Origin of the sequence: Streptomyces hiroshimensis, from assembly GCF_014650335.1 — a bacterium.
In the GTDB taxonomy this organism is placed as follows: Bacteria; Actinomycetota; Actinomycetes; order Streptomycetales; family Streptomycetaceae; genus Streptomyces; species Streptomyces hiroshimensis.
Genome location: NZ_BMUT01000016.1, coordinates 90,865 through 107,820, shown reverse-complemented (window position 1 = coordinate 107,820; position 16,956 = coordinate 90,865). Strand labels below are relative to the sequence as shown.

General features: G+C 72.6%; 14 protein-coding genes. 12 read left to right on the top strand and 2 right to left on the bottom strand.

The features are described 5' to 3' along the window. Positions 1-33 precede the first annotated feature (33 nt). Positions 34-2,694 carry an ATP-dependent chaperone ClpB gene (gene clpB, locus IE241_RS29260; RefSeq protein ID WP_190024858.1) on the top strand — a complete coding sequence of 887 codons (2,661 nt, stop codon included), beginning with the start codon at positions 34-36 and terminating at the stop codon, positions 2,692-2,694. Positions 2,695-2,772: 78 nt separating this feature from the next. After that, positions 2,773-3,306 carry a YbjN domain-containing protein gene (locus IE241_RS29255; protein WP_229899977.1) on the top strand — a complete coding sequence of 178 codons (534 nt, stop codon included), beginning with the start codon at positions 2,773-2,775 and terminating at the stop codon, positions 3,304-3,306. A gap of 207 nt (positions 3,307-3,513) precedes the next feature. Here the strand turns inward: IE241_RS29255 and IE241_RS29250 are convergent, their stop codons facing one another. Continuing rightward, a complete protein-coding gene (locus tag IE241_RS29250) occupies positions 3,514-4,728 on the bottom strand; it encodes a putative hexosyltransferase (RefSeq protein WP_190024856.1) in 1,215 nt (404 codons plus the stop codon). Between the two features lie 409 nt (positions 4,729-5,137). Between IE241_RS29250 and IE241_RS29245 the strand changes: the two genes are divergently transcribed. The 3 genes from IE241_RS29245 to IE241_RS29235 all read left to right on the top strand — a co-directional run bounded on the left by IE241_RS29245 (position 5,138) and on the right by IE241_RS29235 (position 8,934). Further along, complete coding sequence (locus tag IE241_RS29245; protein WP_190024855.1) at positions 5,138-6,307, top strand: aminotransferase class I/II-fold pyridoxal phosphate-dependent enzyme; 1,170 nt, start codon at positions 5,138-5,140, stop codon at positions 6,305-6,307. A gap of 393 nt (positions 6,308-6,700) precedes the next feature. Next, on the top strand, positions 6,701-7,279 hold the full coding sequence (locus tag IE241_RS29240; RefSeq protein ID WP_190024854.1) for a DUF2617 family protein: 579 nt from the start codon (positions 6,701-6,703) through the stop codon (positions 7,277-7,279). Positions 7,280-7,332: 53 nt separating this feature from the next. Further along, positions 7,333-8,934 (top strand): polyamine aminopropyltransferase, encoded by a 1,602-nt coding sequence (locus IE241_RS29235; RefSeq protein ID WP_190024853.1) that lies wholly within the window; start codon positions 7,333-7,335, stop codon positions 8,932-8,934. Between the two features lie 49 nt (positions 8,935-8,983). On the opposite strand, the gene IE241_RS29230 is transcribed toward IE241_RS29235, so the two are convergent. Further along, the gene (locus IE241_RS29230) at positions 8,984-9,895 is read right to left on the bottom strand and encodes a helix-turn-helix domain-containing protein (protein ID WP_190024852.1); all 912 of its coding nucleotides are present in this window, start codon (positions 9,893-9,895) and stop codon (positions 8,984-8,986) included. Between the two features lie 115 nt (positions 9,896-10,010). Between IE241_RS29230 and IE241_RS29225 the strand changes: the two genes are divergently transcribed. From IE241_RS29225 to IE241_RS29195, 7 genes are all read left to right on the top strand, one after another. After that, entirely contained in the window at positions 10,011-10,646 is a 636-nt protein-coding gene (locus tag IE241_RS29225) for a DsbA family protein (protein ID WP_190024851.1), read from the top strand. A gap of 62 nt (positions 10,647-10,708) precedes the next feature. Next, positions 10,709-11,359, top strand: coding sequence for an NAD(P)-dependent oxidoreductase (locus IE241_RS29220; RefSeq protein WP_190024850.1), 651 nt, complete (start codon positions 10,709-10,711; stop codon positions 11,357-11,359). A gap of 136 nt (positions 11,360-11,495) precedes the next feature. Continuing rightward, a complete protein-coding gene (locus IE241_RS29215) occupies positions 11,496-12,299 on the top strand; it encodes an SRPBCC domain-containing protein (RefSeq protein WP_190024849.1) in 804 nt (267 codons plus the stop codon). 352 nt (positions 12,300-12,651) lie between these two features. Then, positions 12,652-13,398, top strand: a complete 747-nt coding sequence (locus IE241_RS29210; RefSeq protein WP_229899999.1) for an aldose epimerase family protein — start codon at positions 12,652-12,654, stop codon at positions 13,396-13,398. A gap of 24 nt (positions 13,399-13,422) precedes the next feature. Next, positions 13,423-13,965 carry an orotate phosphoribosyltransferase gene (pyrE, locus tag IE241_RS29205; RefSeq protein ID WP_190024847.1) on the top strand — a complete coding sequence of 181 codons (543 nt, stop codon included), beginning with the start codon at positions 13,423-13,425 and terminating at the stop codon, positions 13,963-13,965. Positions 13,966-14,172: 207 nt separating this feature from the next. Then, on the top strand, positions 14,173-15,195 hold the full coding sequence (gene fbaA / locus IE241_RS29200) for a class II fructose-bisphosphate aldolase (RefSeq protein ID WP_058047511.1): 1,023 nt from the start codon (positions 14,173-14,175) through the stop codon (positions 15,193-15,195). 135 nt (positions 15,196-15,330) lie between these two features. Further along, entirely contained in the window at positions 15,331-16,842 is a 1,512-nt protein-coding gene (locus IE241_RS29195; RefSeq protein ID WP_190024846.1) for an MFS transporter, read from the top strand. The last annotated feature ends 114 nt before the right edge of the window (positions 16,843-16,956 follow it).

Below are 16,956 nucleotides of genomic sequence, written 5' to 3'. Positions count from 1 at the left end.
AGGCAAGGCCGAGAGAAGGAGGAGCGCACCGTCGTGGATGCCGAGCTGACCAACAGGAGCCGGGAGGCGCTGAGCGGGGCCAGTGAGCGGGCCGTGTCGGCCGGGCATGCCGATATGACGCCCGCGCACCTGCTGCTGGCGCTGCTCGCCGGCCAGGACAACGAGAACATCATGGACCTGCTGGCCGCCGTCGAGGCCGATGCCGCCGCGCTGCGGTCGGGCGTCGAGCGGCTGCTGGCGGCGGAGCCGAGCGCGCAGGGCGCGACCGTGGCGCCCCCGCAGCCCAACCGCGAGCTGCTCGCCGTCATCGCCGACGCGTCGCAGCGCGCCCGCGAGCTGGGCGACACCTACATTTCCACCGAGCACCTGCTGATCGGCCTCGCCGCCAAGGGCGGCCGCACCGGGGAGCTGCTGGACCAGCAGGGCGCCTCCGCACGGCGCCTGCTGGATGCGTTCGAGACCGCGAGGGGCGGGCAGCGAGTGACCAACGCCGATCCGGAGGGCACGTACAAGGCCCTGGAGAAGTTCGGTGCGGATCTGACCGCTGCCGCCCGCGAGGGCCGGCTCGACCCCGTCATCGGGCGGGACACCGAGATCCGCCGCGTCGTGCAGGTCCTCTCGCGCCGTACGAAGAACAATCCCGTCCTCATCGGCGAGCCGGGCGTCGGCAAGACCGCCGTGGTCGAGGGCCTCGCGCAGCGGATAGTGAAGGGCGACGTCCCCGAGTCGCTGCGCAACAAGCGCCTGGTCTCCCTCGACCTGGGCGCGATGGTCGCCGGCGCGAAGTACCGCGGCGAGTTCGAGGAGCGGCTGAAGACCGTCCTGGCCGAGATCAAGGCCAGCGAGGGCCAGATCATCACCTTCATCGACGAGCTGCACACCGTCGTGGGCGCGGGCGCCGGCGGCGACTCCGCCATGGACGCGGGCAACATGCTCAAGCCCATGCTGGCCCGCGGCGAGCTGCGCATGGTCGGCGCCACGACGCTGGACGAGTACCGCGAGCGGATCGAGAAGGACCCCGCGCTGGAGCGCCGCTTCCAGCAGGTGCTGGTGGCCGAGCCCTCCGTCGAGGACTCGATCGCGATCCTGCGCGGGCTCAAGGGCCGCTACGAGGCGCACCACAAGGTCCAGATCGCCGACAGCGCGCTCGTCGCCGCCGCCACCCTCTCCGACCGCTACATCACCTCCCGCTTCCTGCCCGACAAGGCCATCGACCTCGTCGACGAGGCGGCCTCCCGGCTGCGCATGGAGATCGACTCCTCGCCCGTGGAGATCGACGAGCTGCAGCGCGCCGTGGACCGGCTGAAGATGGAGGAGCTCGCCCTGTCCAAGGAGTCGGATGAGGCCAGCAAGCAGCGCCTGGAGAAGCTGCGCCGCGACCTCGCCGACAAGGAGGAGGAGCTGCGCGGCCTGACCGCCCGCTGGGAGCGCGAGAAGCAGTCCCTCAACCGGGTGGGTGAGCTCAAGGAGCGCCTGGACGAGCTGCGCGGGCAGGCCGAGCGCGCCCAGCGCGACGGCGACTTCGACACCGCGTCCAAGCTGCTCTACGGGGAGATCCCCGGCCTGGAGCGGGAGCTGGAGGCGGCGGCGAAGGCCGAGGCGGAAGCCGAGCAGGAGGCCGCCGCGAAGGACCTCATGGTCAAGGAGGAGGTCGGCCCGGACGACATCGCCGACGTCGTCGCCTCCTGGACCGGCATCCCCGCCGGCCGCCTGCTGGAGGGCGAGACGCAGAAGCTGCTGCGCATGGAGCAGGAGCTGGGCAAGCGGCTCATCGGCCAGGCCGAGGCCGTGCAGGCCGTCTCCGACGCGGTGCGCCGCTCGCGGGCCGGCATCTCCGATCCCGACCGGCCGACCGGCTCGTTCCTCTTCCTCGGCCCGACCGGCGTCGGCAAGACCGAGCTGGCCAAGGCGCTCGCCGACTTCCTCTTCGACGACGAGCGCGCCATGGTCCGCATCGACATGAGCGAGTACGGCGAGAAGCACTCGGTGGCCCGCCTGGTCGGCGCGCCCCCCGGCTACGTCGGCTACGAGGAGGGCGGCCAGCTGACCGAGGCCGTGCGCCGGCGCCCGTACAGCGTCGTCCTGCTGGACGAGGTGGAGAAGGCCCACCACGAGGTCTTCGACATCCTGCTGCAGGTGCTGGACGACGGCCGCCTCACCGACGGCCAGGGCCGCACGGTCGACTTCCGCAACACCATCCTCATCCTCACCTCCAACCTGGGATCCGCCTATCTGATGGATCCGCTGCTCAAGGAGGACCAGAAGCGGGAGAAGGTCCTGGAGACGGTGCGGGCCTCCTTCCGGCCCGAGTTCCTCAACCGGCTCGACGACCTGGTGGTCTTCCACCCCCTCGGCGTGGACCAGCTGGAGCGCATCGCCGCCCTCCAGATCGGCCACCTCCAGCGCCGCCTCGCCGACCGCCGCCTCACCCTCGACGTCACGCCCGAGGCCATGCGCTGGCTGGCCACCCTCGGCCACGACCCGAACGCCCCGGACGGGGCCGCACCGGACCTCGCCTACGGCGCCCGGCCGCTGCGCCGCCTGGTCCAGACGGCCATCGGCGACCGGCTCGCCAAGGCCATCCTCGGCGGGGAGATCCACGACGGGGACACGGTGCGGGTAGGCATCGCCGCGGACGGTGACGGCCTGACCGTGGCCCCCGCGCGCGAGGAGGAGCTCGCGAAGACGCCGTGACATCCGCCGGGCGGGGGTTGCCAGCCCCCGCCCGGGATGGGGGAGGATGGCGTGAGACCGTACGAAGGGAATAACACGGTGAGCATCGACCCGTCCTCGATCCCCAATTTCGGGGGACAGCCCGAACCGCAGCCTGGGGCGGGCCCGACCGGCCCCGTCATCCCCGACCAGGACCTGGTAAAGCAGCTCCTGGAGCAGATGGAGCTGAAGTACGTCGTGGACGACGAGGGTGACCTCGCCGCCCCGTGGGAGCAGTTCCGTACGTACTTCATGTTCCGCGGCGAGGAGGAGCAGCAGGTCTTCTCCGTGCGGACGTTCTACGACCGCCCGCACGCCCTCGACGAGAAGGCCCGCCTGCTGGAGGCCGTCGACGACTGGAACCGCCGCACGCTGTGGCCGAAGGTCTACACCCACACCAACGACGACGGCACGGTCCGCCTGATCGGCGAGGCGCAGATGCTGATCGGCGTCGGCGTCGCCCTGGAGCACTTCGTCTCCAGCACGGTCAGCTGGGTCCGGGCGTCGATCGAGTTCGACAAGTGGCTCGTCGAGCAGCTGGGCCTTGAGGCGGACGCGGAGTCCGGCGACGACAAGCCGGACCAGGAGGCGTAGGGCCTCCCGCTCGTGCGGGGTGCGTCGGCCGGGGCCGACGGGCCCGCCGGGCTGCGCCGCGGTGGCTGAACGCCGTTGCGGCGGGATTTGTCTTGCCCGGCATTCGTCTGATGCCGCCAGGCAAAGAGATCCCGCCGCAACGGCGCGCAACCCCCACCGGGGTATCCGGCGGTGCCGAACCGGCCGCAGCCCACGACACCGGCGCCCCTACATCGGCATACGGGCCACCGTCAGCAGATACGTCCCGTAGAAGAACGACAGCCCCGCCATGGCCACGAGTGTCGTCAGGAGGGTGCGGCGCCGCGCGCGCGTCAGGGCCAGTGCCGCCGGGAGCAGCAAGGGGAACGCCGGCAGCAGGAACCGCGGCTTGGACGCGAAGTAGCTCGACCCGCCGACCGCGATGACGACGAGCACGACGGCGTACACCAGCAGCGCTGCGTGCGGCCGCGGCCGCTCCAGGGCCAGCAGGGCCAGCAGGACCATCGCGACGGCGATGACCGCCACGGTCATGTAGTACGCCATGGAGTCCCGCCCGGTGATCAGGTGCCGTACGAACCGCAGCGCGTCCCACCCGAAGTCGAACCGCGAGCCCCACAGCCGCTGCACCTCGAAGTAGCCGAACAGGCCGCCGCCGGAGTGGAATCCGGCCCAGACGACGTAGCCGGTCCAGCCCAGCGGCGCGAGGGCCGCGCCCGCCCACACCCGCCGGTTGCGGCGCGCCTCGGGGTGCCGCCACAGCGTGAGCGCGGTGGCGCAGACGACGGCCGCGGCCACCGCGATCCCGTTCGGCCGGGAGAGCCCGGCGAGCAGGGAGAGCGACCCCGCCCACAGCGGCCGCCCGGTGACCAGGGCGTACAGCGCCCACGCCGCGAGCGCGGTCATCAACGGCTCGGTGTAGGCCATCGACTGCACGATCGCGTGCGGCAGCAGCCCCCACAGCACCACGAGCAGCGTCGCCGCCCTGCGCCCGTACAGGCGCTCGCCGAGCGCGTAGATGCCCCAGGCGGCGGCCGCGGCCGACAGCCAGGCGACGAACAGGCCCGCGCCGACGACGGTGAGCGGGGTGACGGTGGCGACGGCCCGCACCAGGCCGGGGAAGAGCGGGAAGAACGCCAGGTCGTTGAAGACGACGCCGCGGGTGGTGGGCGAGGGCTGGATCAGGCCGTAGCCGTGCCGGGCGATGCCGGCGTACCAGATGCCGTCCCAGGAGTGGCCGAGCAGCGTGCGCGGGTGGCGGCCGATCCACCAGGCCCAGGCGGCCATCGTCGCCATGCCGGTCAGCCGGGCCGCCGCGTAGAACGCGAGGGCGGGCGTGGCCCTGCGCAGGGCGTCCCGCGCCCGCTCGGCGCGGCGGACGCGGGTGTTGCCTGACGCGGGGCGCGGCTCCGGCGCCCGGACGGGCACGGCGGTGTCGGCTGACACGGGGGGACCTCCGGCATCCTCGGCCTCTCGGCCTTGGCCTCTGGGCCTTCTCGGCGCCTGTGACCGGGCCTTGGCGGCACCTGTGACTGGGCCTTGTCGGCACCTCGACCTTGCGGCGCCCGCCTCGCGCGCGCGAGCGGGAGCGCCCGTAAGCGGTGCGCCTTCCACCCGCTCGGCGGGCATCGCGGAGTGTCGGCGCGGTGCGGGCGGCGCCGTGTGCTGTGCCCGTGCACAGCACCGTGGCTGTGACCTTGTGCCCGCGCGCACCCGCCTGCATATCGTGAGGCCGGCTCAGGAACGGCCGGCTCAGGAACGGCCGGCTCAGGAACGGACAGCTCATGGACCGACAGCTCATGGACCGACAGCTCAGGAACCGACAGCTCATGAACCGACAGGGAAGCGGGATCGCATGAACAAGGACTGGAGCCCGGCCGCCCGGGTGCAGGGCCTCGGCACCTCGGTCTTCACGGAGATGACGGAGCTCGCGCGCCGGACGGGGGCGGTCAATCTCGGCCAGGGCGTGCCGGAGCTGCCGTCCCCGCCCGGGTTGCTGAAGGACGTCTCGGCGGCGGTCCTCGCGGGCAGCAACCAGTACCCGCCGGCCGTCGGGTTCCCCGCGCTGCGCGAGGCGGTCGCGGCGCACCAAGCCCGGCGCTACGGCCTGGAGTACGACCCGCAGGGCGAGGTGCTGGTGACGACGGGGGCGACGGAGGCCCTCGCCTCGGCGCTGCTCGCGCTGTGCGACCCGGGCGACGAGGTGCTGGCCTTCGACCCCTGCTACGACGCCTATCCGGCGGGCGCCCGCTTCGCCGGCGCGAAAGTCGTCGGGGTCCCGCTCGCCGAACACGGCGACACCTTCGTGCTGGACGCGGACGCGCTGCGGTCCGCCGTCACCCCGCGCACCCGGGTGCTGCTGCTCAACTCCCCGCACAATCCGACGGGCAAGGTCTTCACCGCCGAGGAGCTCGGCGTCATCGCGGCGCTGTGCCGCGAGCACGGGCTGACGGTGGTGACGGACGAGGTGTACGAGCACCTCGTCTACGACGGCGCGCAGCACGCGACGATCGCCGCGCTGGAGGGGATGCGCGAGCGTACGCTGACCATCTCGTCGGCAGGCAAGACGTTCAACGTGACCGGCTGGAAGGTCGGCTGGGTGTGCGGCCCGGCGGAGCTCGTCCGGGCGGTCGGTGCCGCCAAGCAGTTCCTGACGTACGCATCGGGCACGCCCTACCAGGAGGCGCTCGCGCGGATGCTGGACGGCGTGGAGGAGTGGGCGGCGGAGCTACGGCGCACACTGCAGCACCATCGCGATCTGCTGAGCCGGGGGCTTGCGAGCGCCGGATTGCGCCCCTATCGCGCGGAGGCGGGGTATTTCCTCCAGGCGGACATCCGCGCGTGGGGGTACTCGGACGGCGTGCGATTCTGCCGTGAACTCCCGACGCGCGCCGGGGTGGTGGCCATTCCCACGGCCGCCTTCAATCTGCGCCCCGATGCGCCGTCCTATCTCGTGCGCTTCTCGTTCTGCAAGCGTGAGGATTCGGTGATTTCGGCCGTGGAGAAGCTGGTGAACGCCGCCTGAGCCCGGCCGGTCCGCGGATTTGCGGCCGGCCCATGCTTGATCGCATATGCATCCGGCGGGTTCTCCCGGGCCCGCCGGACCGCAAAGATTCTGAACAGTTGAACTGCTCGGCCCTCGCGTGGATGGAAAGCACGATGAGATGGGTAAAAACGCTGTGGGCGCTGCTCATTTCATGATTCCCTCTCATTCAGGGACACGTGTCGGGACGACAACTCCCCGGCAGGCTCCGTCGGAGGCTGCGGGGAATCCCGTATTCACCGTCCCCGGACCCACGGAAACAGCTCATATGTGGGCATGAGCCGGCGCACTCGAAGACTCTGGTCCTCGTCCGAAGACTCTGGTCCTCCCCGGCGGGCCGGCCCACCCTCCACTGCGTGCTTGCGGAGCCGACCCATGCTCACCACCCTCAAGACCACCTACACCGACACCCGCGCCGCCGACCTCGCCTGGTGCCTGGGCAAGGACCCCCTGCCGGCGCTGGCCGTGCTCGATCTGCAGCTCGCCGACTCCCAGGTCCAGCTGCGCCTGCTGGGCGCCTCCCACCAGGTCCTGCTGGAGGAGGGCGGCGGCGTCTGCTCGGAGACGGTCGCCTGTCTGCCGGGCAGCGCCACCCCGCTGCCGCTGGGGGTCGCCAAACGCATCGGCGCCTGGGAGTACGAGTTCGCGGCCCGGATAGAAACGCTCTCGCACGGCTCCTTCGCGGGCCGCGCGCAGGAGCTCCTCGCCCTGGTCGCGGAGCACCCCTACGGCCTGGCGGGCACCTTCCCGGGCAGCCCGCACGCCTTCACGGCGCTGCTCGCGCAGCGGTGCGACGGTCAGGTCAGCTGGCGCACCTGGCACGCCTATCCCCAGGAGGGGCGGCTGGTCGCGACGCGCACGAGAGTGGGCGCGCGGACGTCGGCCGGGACCGCGGCGGAGGCGGCGGAGGCGGCGGCGGAGACGGCGGCTGAGACGGCGGCGGCTCTCTCGTAATAGACCCTTGTGGGTGACAAAGGGTTGCCGTTTCGTAACGTAGCGTTCGCGACATGATCTACCGCCCGGTACCGGCGCGGCTGCCCGTACCGGCCGGGCTCGGCCGCTTCGTGGTGCTGACCACCGTCTTCATCTGCGCCGCCTGCGGGCTGGTGTACGAGCTGGAGCTGGTCGCGCTGGCCTCGTATCTCATCGGCGACTCCGTCACCCAGGCGTCCGTCGTGCTGTCCGTCATGGTCTTCGCGATGGGCATCGGCTCGCTGCTCGCCAAGCGGCTGCGCAGGCGCGCCGCCCTGGGCTTCGCCGCGGTCGAGGCCGTGCTGGCGCTCATAGGCGGGCTGTCGGCCATGGCGCTCTACGCCTGCTTCGCCTGGTTCGGTCAGGCGCGGCCGGCCCTGGTCGGCTTCTCCCTCGCCATCGGCGTGCTGATCGGCGCCGAAGTGCCCCTGCTGATGACGCTCATCCAGCGCATCCGCCGCCAGGACGCAGGCGGCGCCGTCGCCGACCTCTTCGCCGCCGACTACGTGGGCGCCCTCGTCGGCGGCCTGGCCTTCCCCTTCCTCCTGCTGCCCGTGCTCGGGCAGTTGACGGGCGCGCTGCTGACCGGCGGCGTCAACGCCGTCGCCGGCGGCGCCCTCGTCCTCTGGCTCTTCCGCGGCGACCTCAGCGTCCGCACCCGCTGGGCGCTTGTCGCCGCCAACGGCCTCGTCCTCGCCCTCCTCGCCACCTGCTCGGCCCTCAGCGGCCCCTTCGAGCGGGCCGCGCGCCACGCCGTCTACGGCGGCGACGTCCGCGTGGCCGTCCAGTCCGGGGTCCAGGAGGTCGTCCTCACGGGCGGCGGCGAGAGCGGCAAGCCGCTCTCCCTCTTCCTCGACGGCCGCCTGAGAGTCAACAGCGACGACGAATTCCGCTACCACGAAGCCCTCGTCCACCCCGCGATGCACGGCCCGCACCGCAGGGTCCTCATCCTCGGCGGCGGTGACGGCCTCGCCGTCCGCGAGGTGCTGCGCTACGGGGATGTCGCCTCGGTGACCGTCGTGGAAGTGGATGCGGCCGTGCTGCGCCTGGCCCGTACCGACCCCGATCTCGCCGCCCTCAACCACGGGGCCTACGGCGATCCGCGCGTGCGGTTCGTCACGGGCGATGCCTTCGAGTGGCTGCGCTCGCTCCCGCCCGGCGAGGCCCCCTTCGACGTGATCGTCTCCGACCTCCCCGACCCCGGCATCACCCCCAGCACCAAGCTGTACTCGCAGGAGTTCTACGGCCTGGTGGAGCGGCGGCTGGCCCCCGGCGGGCGGCTCGCCGTCCACGCCGGGGCGCTCGGCGCCCGCCCCCACGTCTTCTGGACGGTCGATGCCACGATCCGCTCGCTCGGGCTCTACAGCAGGCCCTACCGCGTCGGCGGCAGCGGCTTCTCCGGCGGCGGCGTCTCCGGCAGCGGCCCGGACCGCGCCCCGGCGCGCAGCGGGCAGGGCGAGGACTGGAGCTTCCTCCTGGCCGCCCGGGAGCCGCTGCCGCTGCAGCTGCCTGCCGTGCGGCCGCCCTTGCTCTCGCTCGATCGCGACGGCCTGGCGGCGGCGGGGCGGGCGGCCGAGCGCAGCCGCGAGCCGGGGCTGCTGCCGTCGACGCTGATGCATCCGCGGTATGCGGAGTGAGGGACGGCGGTTTACGCGGAGGCCCCGGCCGCCGCTCAGGTGGGAGGGTTCACCCCGTAGCCGCCGGGCCGCGCATGCGGCTGCGGAAGGCGCCCGGTGAACACCCCTCCCGGTGCTGGAAGAACTTGGAGAAGTTCGCCGCGTCGTCGAAGCCGATCCGGCCCGCGATCCGCGCCGCGGGCAGCCCGCTGTGCGCAAGCAGCCGCTTGGCCTCCAGCATCACCCGCCGGTCGATGAACTCCTTGGCGCCCACCCCGGCCGCGGCCGTCGTCGCGCGCGACAGCGTCCGGGAGGAGTAGCCGAGCGCCCGGGCGTAGTCGGCGACCCGGTGGCTCGTGGCGAACTCCCGCTCGACCGCGGCCCGGAAGCGCAGGAAGGCGTCGCCCGGGGCGGGCACCCGGCTGCCGACGGGGGCGGTGAGGTGAGCGAGCCTCAGCACCAGCACGGACAGCAGGTGGCGCAGGACGTCGGTGTGCACGTCGGCGGGCAGGCCGGCGCCCGTACGGAAATCCGCTTCGAGGTGGCCCACGGCGCAGAAGACGGCCTCGCGGTCCTGGCCGGCCGGCTGCCACACCACCGGCCGGAAGGGGTCGTCCGCCACCGCCGCGACGGGGCTGCCGGGCGGCAGGAAACCGGGCTGGACGAGAACGACCGTGCCCTCGATCAGCTCCGGGTCGCCGAACTGCTGCACCTGCCCCGGACGCACCCACAGCACCGAGCCCTCCTCCAGCCAGTGGCCGGTGAAGTCGACGGTGTGCGCGGTCGCGCCGGAGCGGACGGCGACGATCTGGTGGAAGTCCAGCCGCTGCGGGGTGCCCAGGAGGCCCTCGGGGGCGCGGGTGCGCAGCTCGGCCACCGACATCACCTCGACGCCGGCGGGCGTGCCGGGCGGGGCCTGATAGGCGAGCTCGACGATGTCGCCGGGCGGAGGCCGTTTTTCATCGTGTCGCTTTTTCACCATGGCGAGACGCGAGCTTACCTGTTTATGGGTGAAAAACGCCTTTAGCGTGGTCGTAACGCACAAGACAGTGCGAGAGAGAAACGCAAAAACGCAGGGAAAGACGCAGGGACACGACATGGCAGACACCGGACGGCGGCATCGGCTCACCTACGCCTTCGACGCCTACTGCGGCTGGTGCTACGGCTTCGGCCCCACCATCCGGGAATTCGCTGAGGCGAATGCCGATCGCATCGAGCTGACGGTGCTCAGCGGCGGGCTCTTCACCGGCCCGCGCGTGCAGCCGGTGTCCGCCTACTCCTACATCCCCCAGGCGGACGCCAGGATCGGCGAGCTGACCGGCGCGGTCTTCGGCCCCGGCTACGCCGAGGCGTTCGCCGACGGCACGGCCGTCCTCGACTCGGCCGCCGCCGCGACGGCCCTCGCCGCGCTGCGCAAGCAGGCCCCCGAGCGGACACTGGAGTTCGCGGGTGCACTGCAGCGTGCCTGGTACGTGGACGGGCGGAGCCTGTCCGACCCGGAGACGGTGCGGGCGGTCGCGTCCGGGCTCGGCGGCGTGGACGCCGGTGCGGCCGTCGCCGCCTTCGCCGACCCGGCCACGCGGCGCACGGCGGAGGCGGAGTTCCGGGAGGTCCGGCGGCTGGGCGTCGACCAGTTCCCGACGCTGCTGCTGCACACGCCCGGCGGGCTGCGGCGGCTCGGCGGCCCGACGACCAGCGCACGCGGGCTCACCCGCGCTCTCGACCAGCACTGATCACTTTAGTGATCACCCCACTTCAGCAGGCTTTGCACCACATTTCTGAGGAGAAGAACCCCATGGCGAAGATCGCCCTCTTCGGCGCCACCGGCACCATCGGCAGCCGCGTCCTGCGCGAGGCCCTGGACCGCGGCCACCAGGTCACGGCCGTCGTCCGCGACCCCGCGAAGCTCACCGAGAAGCACGAGAACCTGACGGTCGCCACCGGTGACGTCCTCGACCCCGAGTCCGTCGAGGCCGTGGCCCAGGGCCAGGACGTCGTCGTCAGCGCGGTCGGCGGCGGCGACGGCCCCGGGCACGTCGCGACCATCGAGCCCGCGGCGAAGTCGCTGGTGGCCGGGGTGCGCGCGCTCGGCGAGAAGGCGCCGCGGCTGATCACGGTCGGCGGTGCGGGCTCGCTGCGCACGCCCGACGGCAAGCAGGTCTGGGACGCCGAGGGACTGCCCGAGTTCCTGCTGCAGATCATGCACGCGCACGGTGACGCCCTGGACTACTACCGCACGGTCACCGACGTGCGCTGGACCAACCTCAGCCCCGCGGGCCTCATCGAGCCGGGCGAGCGCACGGGCACGTACCGCACGGCCCTGGACGACCTCGTCGTGGACGGGAACGGCAAGTCGCGTATCTCCGCCGAGGACTACGCGGTGGCCCTCGTCGACGAGATCGAGGAGGCGAACCACATCGGCGAGCGCTTCACGGTCGGCGACTGAGGCCGGCTTCGTGATCTCCGGACGGCGGTCTCCACGATCTCCGGACGGCGGTCTCCACGATCTCCGGAGGGCGGTCTCCACGAAAATCCGTCCGGAGAGGCCCTGGTGAGGGGCCCGGTGGGTAGGCTCGCTTGATATGGAGCATGAGGTGTTCGTTCCGTTTCCCGTCGAGGCGGTGCGCCGGGTCCTCGCCGACCCGGCGCGGGTGGCCCGGTGCGTCCCCGGCCTGCACCAGGACAGCGCCGACGCTTCCGGTGAGACCGTCGCCGGGCGGCTGCGGCTGCGCATAGGCGGCTCGACCATCACCTACCGGGGCCACCTGCGGCTGACCGAGCGCGAGGGCGCGTACGAGCTCTCCGGCGAGGGCGCCGAGGTACGGGGCACCGGCACGGTGACGCTGACGCTGCGCGGCCTGCTGGCGGAGGCACCCGGTGGCGCGCGGCTGACGTGCGCCGGGACGGTGGCCACCGGCGGCCGGCTGGCGGAGTTCGACGAGAAGACCACGGAGGCGACCGCACGCCGCCTGCTGGACCGTTTCGCCGCGGCGCTCGTGGAGGAGCTGCGCGAGGACGCCGAGGAGGCGGCCGGGGGCGGCCCCCGGCTGGAGGGCGGCAGCGTCTTCGACACGGCCGTCCCGCCGCCGTCCCTCGACCCTTCGGCGGACGACGACCTCGCGGACGACCTCGCCGACGACGACCTCGACGAGGACGACGTGGATGACGACGAGCCGCCGGCCGAGGCCGCGCACGCCCGCCGCACGATGATCGGCCGCAGCGCCGAGGAGGTCGACCACGCGCCGCCCCGCGGCCGCTACGCCCCCGTCCCGGCGCCGGAGGCGGCCTCGGCGACGGCGACGGCCCTGCGGTGGGCGGCTCCGGCCGCGGCCGTGGCGCTGGCGTCGGCGGTCGTGGTGGGACGCGTGCTGCGCCGCCGCCGCTGACGGCTGCCCTGCGGGCTGCTGACGGTCGGTCGGTCTCACCCGCTGACGGGCCGCGGCCGGGCTGCTGACGGTCGGTCGGTCTCGCCCGCTGACGGGCCGCGGCCGGGCTGCTGACGGCTGGTCGGCTCCCACCGGCAGACGGTCGGCCGGGCCCCACCCGTACGCGGTCGGTCCGTTCGTCCCGGCCCCGGGCCGGATGCTCGCGGCGGCGGATGCCCATAGGGTCGGAACCGTGACGAATGACGTACGCACAGACGACGCCGGCGACCAGCCCGCACGCTTCAGCGAGTCCGCACAGCCGGGGCAGCAGGGGCAGCCGGTCCGCCTCAAGGCCGGGGACGCCGAACTCACCGTGGACCCCGCACACGGCTGCCGGCTGACCGGCCTCCGCATCGGCGGGACCGAACTCCTGCGCCAGGGCGACAAGTACGGCTGCTTCCCCATGGTCCCCTGGTGCGGCCGGATCGAGCTCGGGCAGTTCCGCAACGGCGGCGAGCGGCACCAGATGCCCGTCAACCACCCGCCGCACGCCATCCACGGCACCGGCCGCGACACGGCCTGGCGTACGGTCCGGGCGGACGACTCCTCCGCCGCGTTCACCTACGACCTCGCCGCCCCCTGGCCGTACCCCGGCCGGGTCACGCAGCTGGTCGAGCTGGCCCCCGACGCCGTCACCCTCACCATGGGCGTGGAGGCGGCGAGCGACTCCTTCCCGGCGCAGGCCGGCTGGCACCCCTGGTTCCTGCGGAACCTCGGCACCGGCGAGGACGTGCAGATCGACTTCACCCCCGGCTGGCAGGAGGAGCGCGGCGACGACCACATCCCCACCGGCCGCCGCATCGACCCCCTCCCCGGCCCCTGGGACGACTGCTTCGGGATGCCCGACGGCGTCGACGTCACCCTGACCTGGCCCGGCGCCCTGGAGCTGAAGGTGGCGAGCCGCGCCGAGTGGGTCGTGATCTACGACGAGCAGGAGGCGGCCGTCTGCGTCGAGCCGCAGTCCGGCCCGCCCAACGGCCTGAACACCCTGCCGCGCCTGGTCACGCCGATCGACCCGCTGGAGATCTCCACGACGTGGACCTGGCGGACGCTCGCGTGAGCGCGCGGACGCTGGCCTAAGCTCATGGGCATGAGCACGCGTGACGCCCTGCTGCAGCAGATCAAGGACAAGGCCGTGGTCCACGGCAAGGTGACCCTTTCCTCCGGCAAGGAGGCCGACTACTACATCGACCTGCGCCGGATCACCCTGGACGCCGAGGCCGCGCCGCTGGTCGGCCAGGTCATGCTGGACGCCACGGCCGACCTGGAGTTCGACGCCGTGGGTGGGCTCACCCTGGGCGCCGACCCGGTCGCCACCTCGATGCTGCACGCCGCCGCCGCGCGCGGCCGCAAGCTGGACGCCTTCGTCGTCCGCAAGGCGCAGAAGACCCACGGCATGCAGCGCCGTATCGAGGGCCCGGACATCAAGGGCCGCCGCGTCCTGGTGGTCGAGGACACCTCGACCACCGGCGGCTCCCCGCTGACGGCCGTCGAGGCGGCGCGCGAGGCGGGCGCGGAGGTCGTCGCGGTGGCGACGATCGTCGACCGCGGGGCCGCCTCCGCGATCGAGGGCGCCGGCCTGCGCTATGTGACGGGGTACTCGCTGGGGGACCTGGATCTCTCCTGACCTGCTGTTTCCTTACGGCGTTCAGGCCCGGGGGTGTGGTTTCACGTGAAACCACACCCCCTGTGCATGCCCGGGCTCATATGAGCGTGGTGAGCCTCATGTGGAGTAATTCGGGGAGTCTGGAAGTATGGGGGCGACGATGACCGTCGCCCCCTAGGTCAGGGCCCCGTATTACGCCCGTACCCGCACATCACAAGGAGCGGACAGATGCCCATCGCAACCCCCGAGGTCTACAACGAGATGCTCGACCGGGCGAAGGCAGGCAAGTTCGCCTACCCGGCCATCAACGTCACCTCGACGCAGACCCTCCACGCCGCGCTGCGCGGTTTCGCCGAGGCGGAGAGCGACGGCATCATCCAGATCTCCACCGGTGGTGCGGAGTTCCTGGGCGGCCAGTACAGCAAGGACATGGTCTCGGGCGCCGTCGCGCTCGCCGAGTTCGCGCACGTCGTCGCCAAGAAGTACCCGGTGAACATCGCGCTGCACACCGACCACTGCCCGAAGGACAAGCTGGACGGCTACGTCCGCCCGCTGCTCGCGATCTCCCAGGAGCGCGTCGCCGCCGGTCAGAACCCGCTCTTCCAGTCCCACATGTGGGACGGCTCCGCCGAGAAGCTCGACGAGAACCTCGCCATCGCGAAGGAGCTCCTCGCCGAGGCCGTGAAGGCGAAGATCATCCTCGAGGTCGAGATCACCCCGACCGGCGGCGAGGAGGACGGCGTCTCCCACGAGATCAACGACGACCTCTACACCACCGTCTCGGACGTGGAGCGCACCGCCGAGGCGCTCGGCCTGGGCGAGAAGGGCCGCTACCTGCTGGCCGCCTCCTTCGGCAACGTCCACGGCGTCTACAAGCCGGGCAACGTCGTGCTGCGCCCCGAGCTGCTCCGCGACCTGCAGGACGGCATCGCCGCCAAGCACGGCAAGGCCGACCCGTTCGACTTCGTCTTCCACGGCGGCTCCGGCTCCACGGAGGAGGAGATCCGCACCGCGCTGGAGAACGGCGTCGTGAAGATGAACCTCGACACCGACACCCAGTACGCCTTCACCCGTCCGGTGGCGGCCCACATGTTCAAGAACTACGACGGCGTCCTGAAGGTCGACGGCGAGGTCGGCGACAAGAAGACCTACGACCCGCGCACCTGGGGCAAGCTGGCCGAGGCGAGCATGGCCGAGCGCGTCACCAAGGCGTGCGCGGACCTGCGCTCCACGGGCACGAAGCTGAAGTAAGGCCTGTAGGCGGTTCGTACGCGCGGTTCGTACGCGCAGCCCATACGGCCGGCCAGGGGCCCGGTCCCGCTCACCGCGAGCGGGACCGGGCCCTTTCGCGTGGCCGCGCGGGCCCGTCCGGGGGATGATCGCGCCATGAGCGACTCCGCACCGGAACCCGGGCGCGGGCCCGCGGTGCACATGGGGACGGCCACGGGGCGCGCGGTGCTGCTGACGGCCGTCCTCGGCTCGGGCATGGCCATGCTCGACAGCACCGTCGTCAACGTCGCCCTGCCGCATATCGGCCGGGACCTCGGCGCGGACCTGGGCGGTCTGCAGTGGACCGTCAACGCCTACATGCTCACCCTCGCCGCCCTGATCCTGCTGGGCGGTGCGCTGGGGGACCGCTTCGGCCGGCGCCGGGTCTTCGTCATCGGGGTGGTGTGGTTCGCGCTGGCCTCGCTCCTGTGCGGGATCGCCCCGAACGCCGGGGTGCTGATCGGGGCACGCGCCCTGCAGGGCGTCGGCGGTGCGCTGCTCACCCCCGGCTCGCTCGCCCTCATCCAGGCCGTCTTCCGCGAGGAGGACCGGGCCGCGGCCGTCGGCGCCTGGTCCGGCCTGGGCGGGGTGGCCACGGCGATCGGCCCGTTCGTCGGCGGCTGGCTGGTGGACGGCCCGGGCTGGCGCTGGGTGTTCCTGATCAACCTGCCGCTGGCGGCGGTGTGCGTACCCGTGGCCGTGAAGTACGTGCCGGAGACGCGCGACCCGAACGCGGGCGGCCGCTTCGACGTGCTCGGCGCGGCGCTGGGCGCGCTCGCCCTCGGCGCGGTGACGTACGCGCTGATCGCCGCCCCCGACAAGGGCGCCTCGCCCTGGGTGATCGGGCCCGCGGTCGCGGGCGTCCTCCTGGGCGTCGCCTTCTGCTGGGTGGAGGCCCACAGGCCCGACCCCATGCTGCCACTGGAGATCTTCTCCATCCGCATGTTCTCGGCGATCAACGCGGTGACGGTGTGCGTCTACGCGGCCTTCAGCGGCTTCTTCTTCCTCTCGGTGCTGCAGCTGCAGGTCGTCCTGGGCTGGTCGGCGCTGGCCGCGGGGACGGCACTGCTGCCCACGACGATCCTGATGCTGCTGTTGTCCGCCCGCTCGGGGGAGATCTCCCAGCGGATCGGCCCCCGCCTCCCCCTCACGATTGGGCCCTTGCTGTGCGCCGCGGGCATGGTGCTCATGGTCCGCGTGGACCGCGGCGCCTCGTACTGGGCGGACGTCCTGCCTCCGCTTGTGGTCCTCGGCCTGGGCATGACGGCGCTGGTCGCCCCGCTCACGGCGACGGTCCTGGCCTCCGTGGACGTGGCCCGCGCGGGCCTGGCCAGCGGCATCAACAACGCGGCCGCCCGCGCGGCGGGCCTGATCGCCGTGGCCGCGCTGCCCCTGCTGGTGGGCATGGGGCCGGATGCGTACCGCGACCCCGAGGCGTTCGGGGACACCTTCCGCAAGGCGATGTACTGGTGCGCGGGCTCCCTGGTGGTGGGCGCGGTGCTGGCCTGGTTCACGGTCCGCGCGACGGCCCTGCGGGCCCCCAAGCCCACCGGCGAGCGGCCCTGCCACCCGGAGGCCACGTACCACTGCGGCATGGCGTCGCCGCCGCTGGACCCGGGGGACGCGTAAAAGGCCCCCGGCGTGAAGAGCGCCCGGCGGGGAAAGCCTCCGACGGGAAAGCCTCCGGCGTGAAAAGCCCCCGGCGCCCGGTAACGCAAAGCGCAGCGGAAGGGCAGACTGGAG

Bases quoted from the DNA above. Each gene is read 5' to 3' on its own strand.
- IE241_RS29245 (WP_190024855.1), top strand. From the start codon at position 5,138: ATGAACAAGGACTGGAGCCCGGCCGCCCGGGTGCAGGGCCTCGGCACC.
- IE241_RS29240 (WP_190024854.1), top strand. From the start codon at position 6,701: ATGCTCACCACCCTCAAGACCACCTACACCGACACCCGCGCCGCCGAC.
- IE241_RS29235 (WP_190024853.1), top strand. From the start codon at position 7,333: ATGATCTACCGCCCGGTACCGGCGCGGCTGCCCGTACCGGCCGGGCTC.
- IE241_RS29230 (WP_190024852.1), bottom strand. From the start codon at position 9,895: ATGGTGAAAAAGCGACACGATGAAAAACGGCCTCCGCCCGGCGACATC.
- IE241_RS29225 (WP_190024851.1), top strand. From the start codon at position 10,011: ATGGCAGACACCGGACGGCGGCATCGGCTCACCTACGCCTTCGACGCC.
- IE241_RS29220 (WP_190024850.1), top strand. From the start codon at position 10,709: ATGGCGAAGATCGCCCTCTTCGGCGCCACCGGCACCATCGGCAGCCGC.
- IE241_RS29215 (WP_190024849.1), top strand. From the start codon at position 11,496: ATGGAGCATGAGGTGTTCGTTCCGTTTCCCGTCGAGGCGGTGCGCCGG.
- pyrE (WP_190024847.1), top strand. From the start codon at position 13,423: ATGGGCATGAGCACGCGTGACGCCCTGCTGCAGCAGATCAAGGACAAG.
- fbaA (WP_058047511.1), top strand. From the start codon at position 14,173: ATGCCCATCGCAACCCCCGAGGTCTACAACGAGATGCTCGACCGGGCG.
- IE241_RS29195 (WP_190024846.1), top strand. From the start codon at position 15,331: ATGAGCGACTCCGCACCGGAACCCGGGCGCGGGCCCGCGGTGCACATG.